A 15,944-nucleotide genomic window follows, 5' to 3' on the forward strand; every position below is an offset into this window, starting at 1 on the left:
GCAATTCAGGAAGAGCAGCTGACTTCGAGGTGCGCGGCCCAGTCCGGCGGCAGCGCCGCATAGGCCTCGTGTTCGGGCTGTTCGTCGAAAGGCTGCTCGAGGATCGCGAGCAGCCGGGCCACCTCGCTGTAGTCGCCGTTCTGTGCCCGTTCGATGGCCTGCTGGGCCAGATAGTTTCGTAAGATGTACTTCGGGTTGACCCGGTTCATGGCCGCACGGCGGGTGGCGTCGTCGCCCGCTTCCAGGCGCAGGCGCTCGCGGTAGCGTCCGGCCCAGTCGTCGAAGGCGGCGCGGTCGATGAACAGGTCGCGCACGCCTTCCTCGCTGCCGGCTCCCTCGACCTTCAGGTCGGCCAGGCGCCGGAACAGCAGGGTGAAGTCGACGTGGCTGGCCTGCATGATGGTAAACAGGCTGTCGAACAGGGCGCGGTCGCCCTCGCGCTTTTCCAGCAGGCCGAGCTTGGCGTGCAGCAGCGCGTCGAGCTTCGCTTCGAACTCCGGCATGTAGACGTCGAGCGCCGCCTGGGCATCCTCGACCTCGCCGATCAGCGGCAGCAGGGCATTGCCCAGGGCGTAGCAGTTCCAGTGGCCGATCGCGACCTGGTTCGCATACGAATAGCGGCCGCCCTGGTCGGTGTGGTTGCAGATATGGTTGACGTCGAAGGCTTCCATGAAGCCGAAGGGGCCGTAGTCGAGCGTCAGGCCGAGGATCGACATATTGTCGGTATTCATCACGCCGTGCATGAAGCCGACCGACTGCCAACCGGCGATCATGCGCGCGGTGCGGCGCGTCACTTCGGCCAGCAGTGCCTGGTAGGGGTTCCCGGCCGCGCGCAGCTCGGGGTAGAAGCCGTCGATGACGTAGTCGGCCAAGCGGCGCAGCTCGTCCTGCTTGTCGCGGTAATACCAGTGTTCGAAGGAACCGAAGCGTACGAAGGAGGGCGCCATGCGGGTGACGACGGCGGCGGTCTCGAGCGATTCGCGCATCACGCGTTGCGGCGAGCCGGTGACGACCAGGGCGCGGGTGGTCGGAATGCCGAGCGCCGCCATGGCTTCCGAGCACAGGAATTCGCGGATCGAGGAGCGCAGCACGGCGCGGCCGTCGCCCATGCGCGAATAGGGGGTCTTGCCGGCGCCCTTCAGCTGCAGCTCCATCCGGCCTTCCGGCCCGGGCAGGTCGCCGAGCAGGATGGCGCGGCCGTCGCCCAGCTGGCCGGCCCAGACGCCGAACTGGTGGCCCGAATACACGGCCGCCAGCGGCTGGGCGCCCTCGGGCACCGCGTTGCCGGTGAAGGCGGCGACGAAGTCGTCCTGCGCCAACGAAGCCGGATCGATGCCGACCAGCGCGGCGGCGCGGCTGCTGGCCGCGACGAAGTGCGGCGCGGGCATCGGCGTCGGCATCAGCCGCGTGTAGAACGCGGGCGGCAGCTCGGCAAAGCCGTTGCCGAAGGGAAGATCGTTGGGCGTAATGGCAGCTCCAGTCCGGATAAGGGTAACGACGCGGGTCAAATCGATACCGCGATTCTACCGTACCGGGCCGATTCTATTCGCGCACGCACGATCGGCAAGCGCGCTTACATCCGGTAACGCATCGTGCACGACACGCGATGACGCCTTGGGACGGTGCTTGCTGCGACGCAGCATCGAAACATGTTGACGGCCTGCATGAGCTCGAATCACACTCGTTCGAGCTTGACATATGGATCACAGTCCACGATCCCAGTCCGACCACAGGAGACAGCGATGACGCCTTACCCGAAGAGCCCCCTGATGGGCCAGATGATGGACCAGCCTCTGCTTATTTCGAGCATCATCGAGTTCGCCGCCCGCCACTACGGCAGCAACGAGATCGTCTCGCGCCGCGTCGAGGGCGACCTGCACCGCTACACCTACCGCGAATGCGAACAGCGCGCGCGCCGCATGGCCAAGGCGCTCGAAGGCCTGGGCGTCCAGATCGGCGACCGCGTGGCCACGCTGGCCTGGAACGGCTACCGCCACATGGAGCTGTACTACGCGGTGTCCGGCTCGGGCGCGGTGCTGCACACGATCAATCCGCGCCTGCATCCCGAGCAGATCGCCTACATCGTCAACCACGCCGAGGACCAGTACCTGTTCTTCGACCTGACCTTCCTGCCGCTGATCGAGGCGGTGGCGCCGCACTGCAAGACCGTCAAGTCCTTCGTCCTGATGAGCGACCGCGCGCACATGCCGCAGGAGACGAAGATCGTCAGCCTGCTGTGCTACGAGGACCTGATCGCTTCCAGCAGCGACGACTACGCCTGGCCGCAGTTCGACGAGAACTCGGCCGCCTCGCTGTGCTACACCTCGGGCACGACCGGCAACCCGAAAGGCGCGCTGTACTCGCACCGCTCGACCATCCTGCACGCCTATGCCTCGAGCATGCCGGGTTCGCTGAACGTGTCGAGCATGGACACGATCGTGCCGGTGGTGCCGATGTTCCACGTGAATGCCTGGGGCCTGCCGTACTCGGTGCCGCTGTCGGGCGCGAAGATGGTGTTCCCCGGCGCAGCGCTGGACGGCAAGTCGCTGTACGAACTGTTCGAGTCCGAGAAGGTGACCTTCTCGGCCGGCGTGCCGACGGTCTGGCTGGGCCTGATCAACCATGCGCTCCAGAACGACCTGACATTCTCGACCTTCCGCCGCACCGTGATCGGCGGCTCGGCCTGCCCGCCGGCAATGATGGACACCCTGATCGACAAGCTCGACGTGCACGTGATCCACGGCTGGGGCATGACCGAGATGTCGCCGCTCGGCACCACCGGCGGCCTGCAGGCCAAGCACCTGGCGTTGCCGAAGGAAGCGCAGCGCAAGATCCTGCAGAAGCAGGGCCATGCGATCTATGGCGTCGACATGAAGATCGTCGACGACGACGGCAAGGAACTGCCCTGGGACGGCGAGACCTACGGCCACCTGTACGTGAAGGGGCCGTGGATCGTCTCGGGCTATTTCCGCGGCGAAGGCGGCGATGTGCTGAAAGACGGCTGGTTCCCGACCGGCGACGTCGCCACCATCGACGCCGACGGCTACATGCAGATCACCGACCGCAGCAAGGACGTGATCAAGTCCGGCGGCGAATGGATCGGCAGCATCGACCTGGAAAACATCGCGATGGCCCACCCGGCCGTGCTGCAGGCGGCCTGCATCGGCGTGACCCACCCGAAATGGGACGAGCGGCCGCTGCTGGTGGTGGTCAAGCGCCCGGGACAGGAGGTCTCGCGCGAGGAATTGCTGGGCTTCTTCGAAGGCAAGGTGGCCAAGTGGTGGCTGCCGGACGACGTGGTCTTCACCGAGGCGCTGCCGATGGGCGCCACCGGCAAGATCCAGAAGAACCGGCTGCGCGACCTGTACCGGGAGCACCAGCTGCCGACCGCCTAGCGGCAGTGCGCGGGCTGGCCCATTCGCTTTATACTCTAGCGTTAAGCCAGCCCGAACCATATCGAGAGCGTGAACAGACAAGCCGCAACGACATCCTGCCAGGAAGATCTATCCGAACCGAAGGGGGAGCATGCCCATGGCGCGCCTTTTCACGTGGACGAGGAACCGCACGACAAGATTTACTTGACCACGCGCTTTGGCCGCTGGGTCGATCGGGTCACTTACCTCGATATCGGCGTGGCCATTGCCGTGGCGCTAGGTTGTTCCACGTTCTATTTTTGGCTGGCGACCCCGTACGGGCATGGACTCGACAAGGGAGGTGCCCACGATGTCCGGGGTTTCGGCACCGCCTTATATTTCAGCATCGTTACCTTCACCTCCCTGGGCTACGGCGACTTTGCCCCCCTGCGCGCAGGAAGGCTGGTCGCATCGCTGCTGGTCTTCCTGGGGCTGGCGCTGGTCGCACTGTCGGTCGGGAAGGTAGCCTCCGAGAGGCAATATTCGCTCCTGCTCCTGCTGCACACGAGCGATGCCCAGCGGCGGCTGAGCGCGTTTGGCGAGAAGATCCTTCTTGCGTCCGGCCAGCTCGGGCGCGCGAGCGTGCGAGCCCATACCGCTCGATTGCGGCTTGCCATCGACGAACTGGGACAGCTCATCTCCACATTCAGCCGCTATGCCATTTTCAATTCGCACCAGGCGCGGCTGACCGCTTTCGGCAACAGGAGCACGCTGAACGGCTTGTTCGACGATCTTTATGCGGCCCAGTTAGCCTGCGACACGGCTTTCCAGTCGCCTGGCGCGGACCAGCATGTGTGCTCGCGCGCCCTGGGCCTGACGCGGGAAATCGAGCGCCTGTCGATGCGGCTGGTGAACATGCAGGAGAAAGCCAAGGAAGAGCAAACGAGCCTGACGCTGCTGGGACTCCGAAAACTGCTGCAACCCATGCGCGCCGACGGCGGCGTGCCGTTGTCGGGTGTGTGCGAGCCGGTCTATCCGCCGGTGTCGCCGGTGTCCAGATTCGCCGCGCAGCGCGCTCAGCTCGAAACCTGGGCCTTGCAGCACATGTCCGCATGGTTGCGGCGCGTCGTTCTGGACGCGGTGCCTGACGGGAAATCGGCCGCGTGGTGCCTTCAGCAGCACAAGGACCTGGCTTCGTCGCTGGGAATCTCCAATGCCCTGGCCTATCGTTGCATCAAGGACCTGATCAAGGACGGCCGCGTCCCCAAGAAGCCGCCAGTGCCGCCGGCGCTGCGCGAAGATGTTCGATTTTCGACCTGGCTGCAGAAGCGCGCTCTTGGCCTGCACGCGTCCTCCCAGCGGTTCGAGCAGGCGATCGCGGTGGATTCGCTGGGGTTGATGTGCAGGGCGCTGGCCGGGTGCGAGGCGCAACTGTCGTCGCTCGAAGAAGCGATCCGCGGCGACCTCGACGACAGATGGGCGACGGTGTCGTCGACCGGACCACACGGCTTCTTCCTTCTCCAGTTGCGGCAAACCAGCGAAAGTTGCGCGCTTGCCGCGGCGACGGTGGCGCCGGGCGGCTGCGTTGCCTTCTGGGCGGATGCGGTGGTGGTCCGGATCGAGGCCATTATCGGGGAGTTCGGCGAGCTCGGCGGCATGGCGCGCTGAGACGAGCAGGCCGTTGGCCGGCCCGGGCTTGCCGGCCGCGCCGTGCTAGGCGCGCGCCGGCGGCAACAGGTGGCGGAAGGTCGGCTCGATGTTCAGCGCGTGTAAGTGGCGCACGATGTCCTCGAGCGTGGCGTCCTTCAGCAGCAGGTTTTCTGGCAACGCGCTGGCGGCGGCGACCGTCGCCGGCGCGCCGGCAGTTGGCTGCACGGTCTCGTCGGCGGCCATCGCGGGCGCCAGCAGCCGGTCCATGGCGCGGTCGAACGCGACCGGGGTGATGCTTTCCAGGCCCTCGAGGAAGCCGGCCTGGGCCGCCTGCGGCGGTGCGATCTCGAGCCCCGGCTCGCCGACGAAGGAGGCGCCCATGCCGGGATTGATGAAGGCCGTCCAGCGTCCGGTTTCGCGGTTCAGGCAGGGCGGCAGCTCGGCCGGCGTGCCGATCACCGGCTCGATTTCCGGGAAATAGGCCTGGCGCAGCAGTTCGACGAACTGGCCCGCCTGCAGCGAAGGCAGGGGCACGGCCAGCGACAGCCACAGGCAGAAACCGTCGACGCTGGCGATGCTCACCGCCGGCGCCGGCAAGTCCAGCTCGCTTTGCAGGGCGTGCGCCACTTCGCACAGCAGGGTCCAGTGACGGCCTTCCTCGGCTTTCGGGATGCGGTGGAAGGGAATCGCGATCGCGCGCGTCAGGCCGCCGGACGTGGTGACGTCGACCGGCAGGGTCTGCTGGCCGAGGATGTGCGCCTGCAGCGCCTCCTCCGTGACCGCGCCTTCCGGCAAATACAGCCGCATCAGTTCCTGGATCAGTTTCAGCATGGGTTTCCTCTTGGGGCAGGGCGCGCGCTCGTGGGCGCCGCCGCGTGGTTATTCGGTGACTTTGCGGCGCAGCAGCTTGACCGCGCCGCTCTTCGTCTTTGCCTCCAGGCGCCGCCGCTGGGCGCCGCGCGTGGGCTTCGTCGCACGGCGCACGACCGGCGCCGGCGTCGCGGCGTCGACCATGTCCTGCAGGCGGCGCAGGGCGTCTTCCTTGTTCTGCTCCAGGCTGCGCGCAGCCTGGGCCTTCAGCACCACCACGCCGTCCTGGGTGATGCGGCTGTCGCGCGCCGCCAGCAGGCGCTCCTTGACGGCCTCGGGCAGGGAGGATGCGTGGACGTCGAAGCGCGCGTGCACCGCGCACGAGACCTTGTTGACGTTCTGGCCGCCGGGTCCCTGGGCGCGGATCGCGCTGAACTCGACTTCCGCCGGATCGAGCATTATCTTCATGGATCGGTGGGTGTGGCCTGGGCCGTTTGCTTGGCTTGCATGGGCCAAATGATAACCGGAAACCCGCGCGGCCACCCGAGGCGGGTCGCCAATGCGGGCAGGATGGCCCGGCATGGCGAAGAAATAAGACGATCGTACTTTTTTGCGATATAGTTGTGAAGCACGATACAAAAAGCGCAGCTCACAGCGGTTCAACTACAAACAAGGAAGAGACAATGAGTGCAGACTACGTCGTTCACGGCAACGTTGCCGTCATCACCCTGAACAATCCGCCGGTCAACGGCCTCGGCCTGGAGACCCGCAGCGCGGCCGTGGCGGCCTTGCGCCGCGCGGAAAGCGACGATGCGGTGCGGGCGGTCGTCATCACCGGCGCCGGCAAGGTGTTCTCGGGCGGCGCCGACATCCGCGAATTCAATTCGCCCAGGGCCCTGACCGAACCGACCCTGCACACCCTGATCGCCACCGCCGAGAACCTGGGCAAGCCGGTCGTGGCCGCGATCCACGGCGTCTGCATGGGCGGCGGCCTCGAGCTCTCGCTCGGCTGCCACTACCGCGTGGCGCTGCCTGGCGCCCAGATCGGGCTGCCGGAAGTGAAGATCGGCCTGGTGCCGGGCGCCGGCGGCACCCAGCGCCTGCCGCGCGTGGTCGGCCTGGAGCAGGGCCTGAACATGATCGTCTCGGGCAACCCGGTGATGTCGGAGAAGCTGGCCGAGACCAAACTCTTCGACCGCGTGTTCGATGCCGGGCTTGAGCTGGTGGCTGCCGCCGTCGAGTTCGCGAACGGCATCGCCGACGTCCGTCCGCTGCCGAAGGTGCGCGACCTGAAGATCGATTACCCGAACTACGAAGCCTTCCTGCAGTTCTCGCGCAATACCGTAAAAGCGATGGCCGGCCCGTTCCCGGCGCCGCTCGAATGCGTCGAGTGCGTGGCGGCCAGCGTCACCAGGAAATTCGAGGACGGCCTGGCCTTCGAGCGCGAGCGCTTCCTGGCGCTGGCCCAGACCAACGAGTCGAAGGCGCTGCGCCATGCCTTCTTCGCGGAGCGCGCCGCCAGCAAGGTGCCGGACGTCCCGGCCGACACCCCAACCCGCACCATCGCGCGCGCCGCCGTCATCGGCGCCGGCACCATGGGCGGCGGCATCGCGATGAACTTCGCGAACGCCGGCATTCCGGTGACCATCCTGGAGATGAAACAGGAAGCGCTGGACAAGGGCCTGGCCACCATCCGCAAGAACTACGAGAACACGGTCAAGAAGGGCAAGCTGGCCCAGGACAAGGCCGAGCAGCGGGTCGGCCTGATCACCGGCACGCTGGCCTTCGAGGACATCGCGCAGGCCGACATCGTGGTCGAAGCCGTGTTCGAGGACATGGAGGTGAAAACCCAGGTATTCCGCAAGCTCGACGAAGTGATGAAGCCGGGTGCGATCCTGGCCTCGAACACCTCGACCCTGGACCTGGACCGGATCGCCGACGTGACCTCGCGCCCGCAGGACGTGATCGGCCTGCACTTCTTCAGCCCGGCCAACGTGATGAAGCTGCTGGAAATCGTGCGCGGCGCGAAGACCGGCAAGGACGTGCTGGCCACCGCGCTGGCGCTGTCGAAAAAAATCCGCAAGACCGGCGTGGTCTCGGGCGTGTGCGACGGCTTCATCGGCAACCGCATGGTCGAACAATACCTGCGCCAGGCTTTCTTCCTGCTGGAAGAGGGCGCGCTGCCGGAGCAGGTCGACAAGGCGATCGAGAAGTTCGGCTTCGCCATGGGCCCGTTCCGCATGAGCGACCTGGCTGGCAACGACATCGGCTGGTACATCCGCAAGCGCCGCTATGCCGAGTCGCCGGACATCGTGTATTCGCCGATTCCGGACCGCCTGTGCGAACAGGGCCGCTTCGGGCAGAAGACCGGCGCCGGCTGGTACGACTACCAGGCGGGCGACCGCAAGCCGCACGCTTCGGCCTCGGTGAACGAGATGATCGCCGGCTATTCGAAGGAAATCGGGGTCGAGCGCCGCACGATTTCGGACGAGGAGATCGTGCAGCGCCTGGTGTTCGCGCTGGTCAACGAGGGCGCGCGCATCCTGGAAGAGGGCATTGCCCTGCGCGCTTCCGACATCGACATGGTCTACCTGACCGGCTACGGCTTCCCGCTGCACCGCGGCGGCCCGATGCTGTACGCGGACACCGTCGGCCTGTCCAACGTGCTCGCCAAGATCCAGCAGTTCGCGCGCGGCCGCCACGGCGAAGCCTGGGCCCCGGCGCCGCTGCTGGAGCGCCTGGCCGGCGAGGGCAAGGGATTCAACGGCTAAGGTCGTTGTTCTGCGATGAGAACGGCGGGCATGCGTGCCCGCCGTTTTTTTATCGCCGGCCGCTGGCTATGCGTAGGGTGGACGGCTAGACCCGGGGCTGTGCCCGCCTGCGGCTTCTGCGCCGTCCACGCGTTCAACTCCCCTGTGCATTGACGCGCCGCGCTCCGTTCTCGCGTCGGCCGGTATCGGGCGCCGCTGCGCATCCGTGGTCGTACGCGTGGCCGCTGCATATGCCGGGAACACGCGAATCGAATGGCGAAATCACCCGCCGATCAATAAATAAACAAATCCGTTTACTTATCGCGAACTCAGGCATAGCATGTCGATATTGCCATTCATCCAAGCGGCCCCATGAAGACCGTCCTCCTGATCGCCAGCGCCTGCCTGCTCGGTTTGCTCTCCACCACCGGCGCTTCGCTGCCTTACCCGATCCTGCCGCCGCTGTTCGCGGCCGGCGCCGTCAATGAGCTGACCGGCTTCCTTGGGCTGCCGCCCAAGCTCCTGTTCGGCATCGCCCTGATGATCAACCCGGTCGGGCTGCTGCTCGGCAGTGCGATGCTGGGCCCGGTATCGGACCGCTTCGGACGGCGCCGCGTCCTGTTGATGACGGCGATCGGCGCCGCCGTCGGGCATGCGCTGACGGCCGCCGCCCTGGTGGCGCAATCGTATCCGCTGTTCCTGCTGGCGCGTTTCGTCACCGGGCTGCTGGAGGGGAACGGCTCCATCATGCGGGCCATGCTGGCCGAGCGCCTGACGGGCGGGCTGCGCAACCACGCGCTGTCCTGGCTGAACGGCGCCTTCCACCTGGGCTGGCTGGTGGGGCCGCTGCTGGCGGGCTTCACGGTGGACGCCGGGATCACGCTGCCGTTCACCATCGCCGCCGGCGCGCTGCTGGTCGGCGCCGGCCTGGCCGCGCTGGCGCTGGACCGGGAACAGGTGCAGCCACAGGCGGGCAGCTGGTGGAAGGTAGCGCGCGAGCGCCATGCGTTGACGCTGCTGCGCCACCCGCCGCTGCGTACCCTGTTCGTGATCTACTTCGCCTACGCCTGCGGCGTCGCCTCGTTCTATGAATTCTTCCCGCTATGGCTGGTGGACATCGGCAACTACGACACGCGCCAGATCGCGCTGGTGAACATGGGCATGTGCGCGTTGATGACCTTCGCCTCCCTGTTCGCGGGCCGCGCCAGCGCCCTGGAACCGCGGCGCCGGGCCAGCGGCCATGCGGGGCTCGCTGCCGCGGCAGTCCTGGCGGTGGGCCTCGGCAACCTGTGGATCGGCCTGGTGGCGATCGTCCTGTTCGGCCTGCCGCACGCTTACTACAACGCCACGATGCAGGGCTGGGCCGCCGACCAGTTCGCCGCGCACGGCCAGGGCGCGGTCATGGGCCTGCTCTCGACCATCTTCTGCCTGGCGAACATCGTGATGGCGCTGGCGGGCGGCGTGCTGACCCTGGTCGATACCCGGCTCGTGCTGATCGTCGGCGGCCTGCTGGCGGCGTGGGCGGCGCTGGCCCTGCGCAACTGGAGTGGACGCGCCGTCGACGGCGCAATCGCGCTGAACGTGGAGACCAAATGAATACGTTCGACCAGGTACTGATGATGCTGAAGACGCGCGGCGCCCAGACCGCGCAGGCGCTCGCCGGACTGCTCGGCATGACGGCGATGGGCGTGCGGCGCCAGCTCGAGCTGGGCGTGGAAAAGGGGCTGGTGAGCTTTCTCGACACGCCGGGCAAGGTCGGCCGGCCGGTGCGGCGCTGGCAGCTCACCGAGTCCGGCCATGCGCGCTTCCCCGACCGGCATGCCGAGTTGACGCTCGACCTGATCGAGGGCGTGCGCGCGCTGTTCGGCGAAGCCGGGCTGGAAAAGTTGATCGTGGCACGCGAGGAGAGCAGCGAGCGCGCCTACCGCAGCCGTGTCGATCCCACGACGACGCTGGACGAGCAGGTGGTGGCCCTGGCCGAGGCGCGCTCGCTGGAAGGCTACATGGCCGAGGTCGAGCCGCGCGCGGACGGCAGCATGCTGCTGCTCGAAAACCATTGCCCGATCTGCGCCGCGGCACAGTCCTGCCAGCAGTTCTGCCGCTCGGAGCTGGACGTGTTCCGGCGCGTGCTCGGGCCGGGGGTGAATGTGGTGAGGATCGAGCACCAGCTGGCGGGGGCGCGGCGCTGTGCTTACCTGGTGAGCCAGGCGGACTGAGCAAGACGCTGGGTCGGGAATTGTCTCTGCCGCGCGGCCAAGCCCAGTTTCATTGATCCGACTTGCGCTTCTCAGGCGGAAACCAGACGTCGCCGCAGGTCTTCCAGCAGCCATTGTCCGGCGGGGCCTGGCACGCGATCGCGCCTGTGGGCGCCATATATCGTCAATCCTTCCCGCGGCGTCGGATCGTCTTCGATCTGAAGCGCGACCAACTGTCCAGATGCAATCAAACCAGTGACGAGGTAGTCGGGCATGCGGCACCACCCGAATCCGGAAAGCAGGAAATCAAGGCGTCGGCCAAGATCGACGAAGCGCCATACCCTGGCGCTGCACACGCCATAGTTTGCGCCCTCGGCGCCGACGGGATCCGACAGGACAAGCTGCACGTAAGGCGCGAGGTCGGCCTGGGTTGCAGGACGACCGAGCGCCGCAAGCGGATGCTGGGGCGCCACGACCGCTTGCAGGCCGATGCGCAACAGAGGATAAGCGGTCACATCATGGGGGGAGACGGAAGAAGCAGGCAAATGCCGATCGCCGCAGCGCCGGATCGCAGGCGGCGCAGCGATCCGCCCAAGCCTTCCGTGGAGAAGCTGACTGGCAGCGTAGGAAATGTGGTGCTCAATGCCGCCAAGCTATCGGTCAGCGGGCCGGTCGGGACGAGTGGATCGATCGCTATCACGAGTTCCGGCTCCAGCCCTTTTCTTGCGCCGGAGGCAATTGCTTCAAACCTGTCCGCACTTGCGAGTACCAGGCGTGCGTGCTCCACGAGTACGCGCCCGACCTCGGTCAACGCTGGCCGATGCGAACGCCGATCGAATAGCACAACCCCTTGCACGTCCTCCAGTGTGCACGCGGCCAAGCTGCCGCCCGGCCGCGGAAAAGCTGCCAGTGTCCACGATAGTGACCAGGATTCGAAGCTGGTCGAGAGTAAGGCTGCCAATCACATCGCACCCGAGGATAATCCATCTATAACATCGATGTTTTCCATCGGATTTTAATCGCTTCCGCACATGGAGGTCGAGCGATATATTGGCGCCCTCGGGTCTGGCGCCCATTTTATGAAGGAAAACGCAATGAGCACACTTCTGGTCATCGAATCGAGCCCGCGCGGCGAACAATCCATCTCTCGCAACATGACACGCCGCTTTGTGGCCGAGTGGCGCAAGACGCGCGACGGTGCACGGATCATCGAGCGTGACCTGATGCGGACCGGACTCGAATTCGTCAACGCGCCGTGGCTCGACGCCTATTTCACGCCTGCGGAGCACCATTCGGCCGAAATGAAAACTACCTTGCAGCTCTCGGACGAGCTGGTCGAGGAAGTGCTGGCCGCCGATCACATCGTCATCGCGACACCCGTCTATAACTACAACGTACCGGCCGTACTCAAGGCGTGGATCGATCACATCGTACGCAAAGGGATCACCCTCGGATTCGATGGCCGCGGTCTCGTCACGGGCAAGAAGGCGACCGTCCTGATCGCATCGGGCGGCGTCTACGACGAGCGGTCGCCCATTCGCGACCGCGACCTGGCGACGCACTATCTGCGGCTGGTCCTTGGGGTGATCGGCATCACGGATGTCACCTTCGTCGCAGGCGGCGGCGCCAAGGCGGTCGACCTCCGCGAAATCAGCATGGAAGGCTTCGTCGATCGCCTGGCGCCCCAGCTGGTTCGGGCCGCACAGGTGTCGGAGCAGGGCTGACGCAGGCGCCCCGCATCCTCCCCCGGTTCGTCACAGTCGCGCTTTTCACGGCCACGGGGGCGCGAGCCGGGCGCGCGGAAAGCCTGGCGTCCATATCCAAGCAGTTGACCGATGTGACAAAAAAAATGCCGCTGTTTCCAGCGGCATTTTCATTTCCGACAGTCGCCTGCGCGTCAGTCGGTGGCGTAGATGTTGTTGTCCTTGGTTTCGCGAACGAAGAAGGCGCCGATCACGACGGTGATCAGGGCGATGATGATCGGATACCAGAGGCCGTAGTAGATGTTGCCGTTGGCCGCCACCAGGGCGAACGAGATGGTCGGCAGCAGGCCGCCGAACCAGCCGTTACCGATGTGGTAGGGCAGGGACATCGAGCTGTAGCGGATACGGGTCGGGAACATCTCTACCAGCATGGCCGCGATCGGGCCGTAGACCATGGTCACGTAGATCACCAGGATGAACAGCAGCAGCACGAGCATCGGCTTGTTGAGCTGGCTCGGATCGGCTTTTTCAGGGTAGCCGGCCGACTTCAGGGTGGCGACGACTTCCTTGTTGAGCGCGGTCTGGCGGGCCTTGTCGTCGGCCACGAAGTCCAGGCCATCCGGCGTCATGGTGGCGTTGAAGGCATTGATCACCTTGTCGCCCACCTTGATCTGCGCCACGGTGCCGGCCGGCGCCTCGACGGTCGTGTAGTTGACCGAGGCGTTGGTCAGCATGCGGGTGGCGATGTCGCAGGACGACGGGAATTTGCGGGTGCCGCTCGGGTCGACCTGGAAGTGGCAGGAGTTCGGGTCGGCGACGACGACGACCGGCGAGTTGGCGATGGCTTGCTCCAGGGCCGGGTTGCCGTAGTGAGTGATGGCCTTGAATATCGGGAAATAGGTGGCCGCGGCGATGACGCAGCCGCCGAGGATGATCCACTTGCGGCCGATCTTGTCGGACAGCCAGCCGAAGATGAGGAAGAACGGGGTGGCCAGCAGAAGGGCGATGGCGATCAGGATGTTCGCGGTCGGGCCGTCGATCTTCAGCGTCTGGGTCAGGAAGAACAGGGCGTAGAACTGGCCGGTGTACCACACCACGGCCTGGCCCATCGTCAGGCCGACCAGGGCCAGCAGGACGATCTTGCCGTTTTTCCAGTTCAGGAAGGCTTCCGACAGCGGCGCCTTCGAGGTCTTGCCTTCGGCTTTCATCTTGGCGAAGGCCGGCGATTCGTTCATCGACATCCGGATCCAGACCGAAATGCCCAGCAGCAGGACGGAGACCAGGAAGGGGATGCGCCAGCCCCAGGCCAGGAATTCTTCTTCGCCGACGGCGGTGCGGGTGCCCAGGATGACCAGCAGCGACAGGAACAGGCCCATGGTCGCGGTGGTCTGGATGAAGGCGGTGAAGAAGCCGCGCTTGCCTTCCGGCGCGTGCTCGGCGACGTAGGTCGCCGCGCCACCGTATTCGCCGCCCAGTGCCAGGCCCTGCAGGACGCGCAGCGTGACCAGGATGATCGGCGCCGCGATGCCGATCGAGGCGTAGCCCGGCAGCAGGCCGACGAGGAAGGTCGAGCCGCCCATGATCAGGATGGTGACCAGGAAGGTGTACTTGCGGCCGATCATGTCGCCGAGGCGGCCGAACACGAGCGCGCCGAACGGACGCACGATGAAGCCGGCGGCGAAGGTGAGCAGGGCGAAGATGAAGGAAGTGGTCGGGTCGCCGAGGAAGAACTGCTTGCCGATGATGGCGGCGAGCGAACCGTAGAGGTAGAAGTCGTACCATTCGAACACGGTGCCAAGCGAGGACGCAAAGATCACCTTGCGTTCTTCCTTGGTCATCCCCTGGGAGGAAGGTACTGCCTTCCCGCCCGCGGTCATGCCGGGTGTGATAGCCATTTTGTGTGTCTCCGTATAGTAATGTAGGTCTCGGATAGCCGTACGTGGAACCTGTCTGTGCAGGAATCTGGTCAGCCTGGAACGGAGTGTGGACCGTTAAACTTACGTCATGCTTGCTCCAAACTTACTGCAAACTTACTAATGGTTGACGAGGCCGCTTGCGTAGCGGTGGCGGAGCGCATGCGGCGAGCCGGGAAGGCGGCGGCAGGGCGGCGTCGGCCCCCAAGTTACTGAACATTCGACCGCCTCAGTGCGCCGGAAAATCCCGGATGCATATGATGAGGCGCAAGCCTCAAGATTTGCGAACGACCGTACTAATCATGTGCTATTCTCGTCCGCGGACCACTTCATAACGCTGCATACACCAATACCAGGGAGACCAGAATGCAAGACGCCGTCATCGTATCGACCGCCCGCACCGGCTTGGCCAAGTCGTGGAAGGGAGCCTTCAACATGACCCATGGCGCCACCCTCGGCGGCCACGTGCTCGCCGCCGCCATCGAGCGCGCCGGCATCGACGCGGGCGAGGTCGAGGACGTGATCATGGGCTGCGCCAATCCGGAAGGTGCGACCGGCGGCAACATCGCGCGCCAGATCGCGCTGCGCGCCGGCTGCCCGGTCACGGTGCCGGGCATGACGGTGAACCGCTTCTGCTCCTCCGGCCTGCAGACCATTGCCCTGGCCGCCCAGCGCGTGCTGGCCGGCGAAGGCGAGATCTTTGCCGCCGGCGGCGTCGAGTCGATCTCCTGCGTGCAGCAGGAAATGAACACCCACATGATGCGCGACCCGGCCCTGCGTGCGAGCAAGCCGGAAATCTACTGGTCGATGCTGCAGACGGCCGAGATGGTCGCCAAGCGCTACGGGGTGGCCAAGGAGCGCCAGGACGCCTATGGCGTGCAGAGCCAGCAGCGTGCCGCCGCCGCCCAGGCCGCCGGCCGTTTCGATGCCGAGATCGTGCCGATGACGACCGTCATGGGCGTGGCCGACAAGGCCTCGGGCCGCCTGCTGACGCGCGAGGTGACGATTGCCGCAGACGAGGGCATCCGCGCCGACACCACCATCGAAGCGGTATCGAAGATCCGCACCGCGCTGCCGGGCGGCGTGATCACCGCCGGCAACGCCAGCCAGTTCTCGGACGGCGCCTCGGTCTCGATCGTGATGAGCCGGCGCATGGCCGAAGCCAGGGGCCTGGCGCCGCTGGGCGTGTTCCGCGGTTTCGCCGTGGCCGGCTGCGAGCCCGACGAGATGGGCATCGGTCCGGTGTTCGCGGTGCCGAAGCTGCTGCAAAAGGCCGGCCTCACGGTCGACGACATCGGCCTGTGGGAACTGAACGAGGCCTTTGCCGTGCAGGTGCTGTATTGCGCCGACAAGCTGGGCATCCCGATGGAGCGCCTGAACGTGAACGGCGGCGCGATCGCGGTTGGCCATCCATATGGCGTGTCGGGCGCGCGCCTGGTCGGCCATGCGCTGATCGAAGGCAAGCGCCGCGGCGTGAAGTACGTCGTGGTGACGATGTGCATCGGCGGCGGCCAGGGCGCGGCGGGGCTGTTCGAGGTGCTGTAAATGCGGTCCTTTGATCGCCGTTCTG

12 protein-coding genes are annotated in these 15,944 nt (G+C 65.9%); 7 read left to right on the plus strand and 5 right to left on the minus strand.

The annotated features are described in order from the left end of the window. Positions 1-5: 5 nt before the first annotated feature. Positions 6-1,508: a protein adenylyltransferase SelO gene (locus ACFOPH_RS05635; protein ID WP_312548818.1), complete on the minus strand. Its 1,503-nt coding sequence runs from the start codon at positions 1,506-1,508 to the stop codon at positions 6-8. A gap of 234 nt (positions 1,509-1,742) precedes the next feature. Between ACFOPH_RS05635 and ACFOPH_RS05640 the strand changes: the two genes are divergently transcribed. Beyond that, on the plus strand, positions 1,743-3,395 hold the full coding sequence (locus tag ACFOPH_RS05640) for a 3-(methylthio)propionyl-CoA ligase (protein ID WP_379734065.1): 1,653 nt from the start codon (positions 1,743-1,745) through the stop codon (positions 3,393-3,395). Positions 3,396-3,464: 69 nt separating this feature from the next. Continuing rightward, positions 3,465-5,021, plus strand: coding sequence for a potassium channel family protein (locus ACFOPH_RS05645; RefSeq protein WP_379734067.1), 1,557 nt, complete (start codon positions 3,465-3,467; stop codon positions 5,019-5,021). A gap of 45 nt (positions 5,022-5,066) precedes the next feature. Here the strand turns inward: ACFOPH_RS05645 and ACFOPH_RS05650 are convergent, their stop codons facing one another. After that, complete coding sequence (locus ACFOPH_RS05650; RefSeq protein WP_379734069.1) at positions 5,067-5,834, minus strand: hypothetical protein; 768 nt, start codon at positions 5,832-5,834, stop codon at positions 5,067-5,069. A gap of 48 nt (positions 5,835-5,882) precedes the next feature. Continuing rightward, a complete protein-coding gene (gene arfB, locus ACFOPH_RS05655; protein ID WP_379734071.1) occupies positions 5,883-6,281 on the minus strand; it encodes an alternative ribosome rescue aminoacyl-tRNA hydrolase ArfB in 399 nt (132 codons plus the stop codon). Positions 6,282-6,496: 215 nt separating this feature from the next. Between arfB and ACFOPH_RS05660 the strand changes: the two genes are divergently transcribed. The 3 genes from ACFOPH_RS05660 (at position 6,497) to ACFOPH_RS05670 (ending at position 10,779) form a co-directional block, all read left to right on the plus strand. Further along, entirely contained in the window at positions 6,497-8,584 is a 2,088-nt protein-coding gene (locus ACFOPH_RS05660) for a 3-hydroxyacyl-CoA dehydrogenase NAD-binding domain-containing protein (protein ID WP_379734073.1), read from the plus strand. A 351-nt stretch (positions 8,585-8,935) separates the two neighbouring features. Continuing rightward, a complete protein-coding gene (locus ACFOPH_RS05665; protein WP_312548808.1) occupies positions 8,936-10,159 on the plus strand; it encodes an MFS transporter in 1,224 nt (407 codons plus the stop codon). Further along, a complete protein-coding gene (locus ACFOPH_RS05670; protein ID WP_379734075.1) occupies positions 10,156-10,779 on the plus strand; it encodes a helix-turn-helix transcriptional regulator in 624 nt (207 codons plus the stop codon). The genes ACFOPH_RS05665 and ACFOPH_RS05670 overlap by 4 nt, the downstream gene beginning before the upstream one ends. 71 nt (positions 10,780-10,850) lie before the next feature. Here the strand turns inward: ACFOPH_RS05670 and ACFOPH_RS05675 are convergent, their stop codons facing one another. Continuing rightward, entirely contained in the window at positions 10,851-11,303 is a 453-nt protein-coding gene (locus ACFOPH_RS05675) for a substrate-binding domain-containing protein (protein WP_379734077.1), read from the minus strand. A 549-nt stretch (positions 11,304-11,852) separates the two neighbouring features. Between ACFOPH_RS05675 and ACFOPH_RS05680 the strand changes: the two genes are divergently transcribed. Next, positions 11,853-12,482, plus strand: a complete 630-nt coding sequence (locus ACFOPH_RS05680; RefSeq protein WP_379734079.1) for an FMN-dependent NADH-azoreductase — start codon at positions 11,853-11,855, stop codon at positions 12,480-12,482. Between the two features lie 173 nt (positions 12,483-12,655). Here ACFOPH_RS05680 and ACFOPH_RS05685 read toward each other — a convergent pair whose 3' ends face one another. Further along, on the minus strand, positions 12,656-14,356 hold the full coding sequence (locus ACFOPH_RS05685) for an MFS transporter (RefSeq protein ID WP_312548803.1): 1,701 nt from the start codon (positions 14,354-14,356) through the stop codon (positions 12,656-12,658). Positions 14,357-14,740: 384 nt separating this feature from the next. On the opposite strand from ACFOPH_RS05685, the gene ACFOPH_RS05690 reads away from it, so the two are divergent. After that, complete coding sequence (locus tag ACFOPH_RS05690; protein ID WP_379734081.1) at positions 14,741-15,919, plus strand: acetyl-CoA C-acyltransferase; 1,179 nt, start codon at positions 14,741-14,743, stop codon at positions 15,917-15,919. The last annotated feature ends 25 nt before the right edge of the window (positions 15,920-15,944 follow it).

It is taken from the genome of Massilia haematophila, from assembly GCF_042647645.1.
Classification (GTDB): domain Bacteria; phylum Pseudomonadota; class Gammaproteobacteria; order Burkholderiales; family Burkholderiaceae_D; genus Telluria; species Telluria haematophila.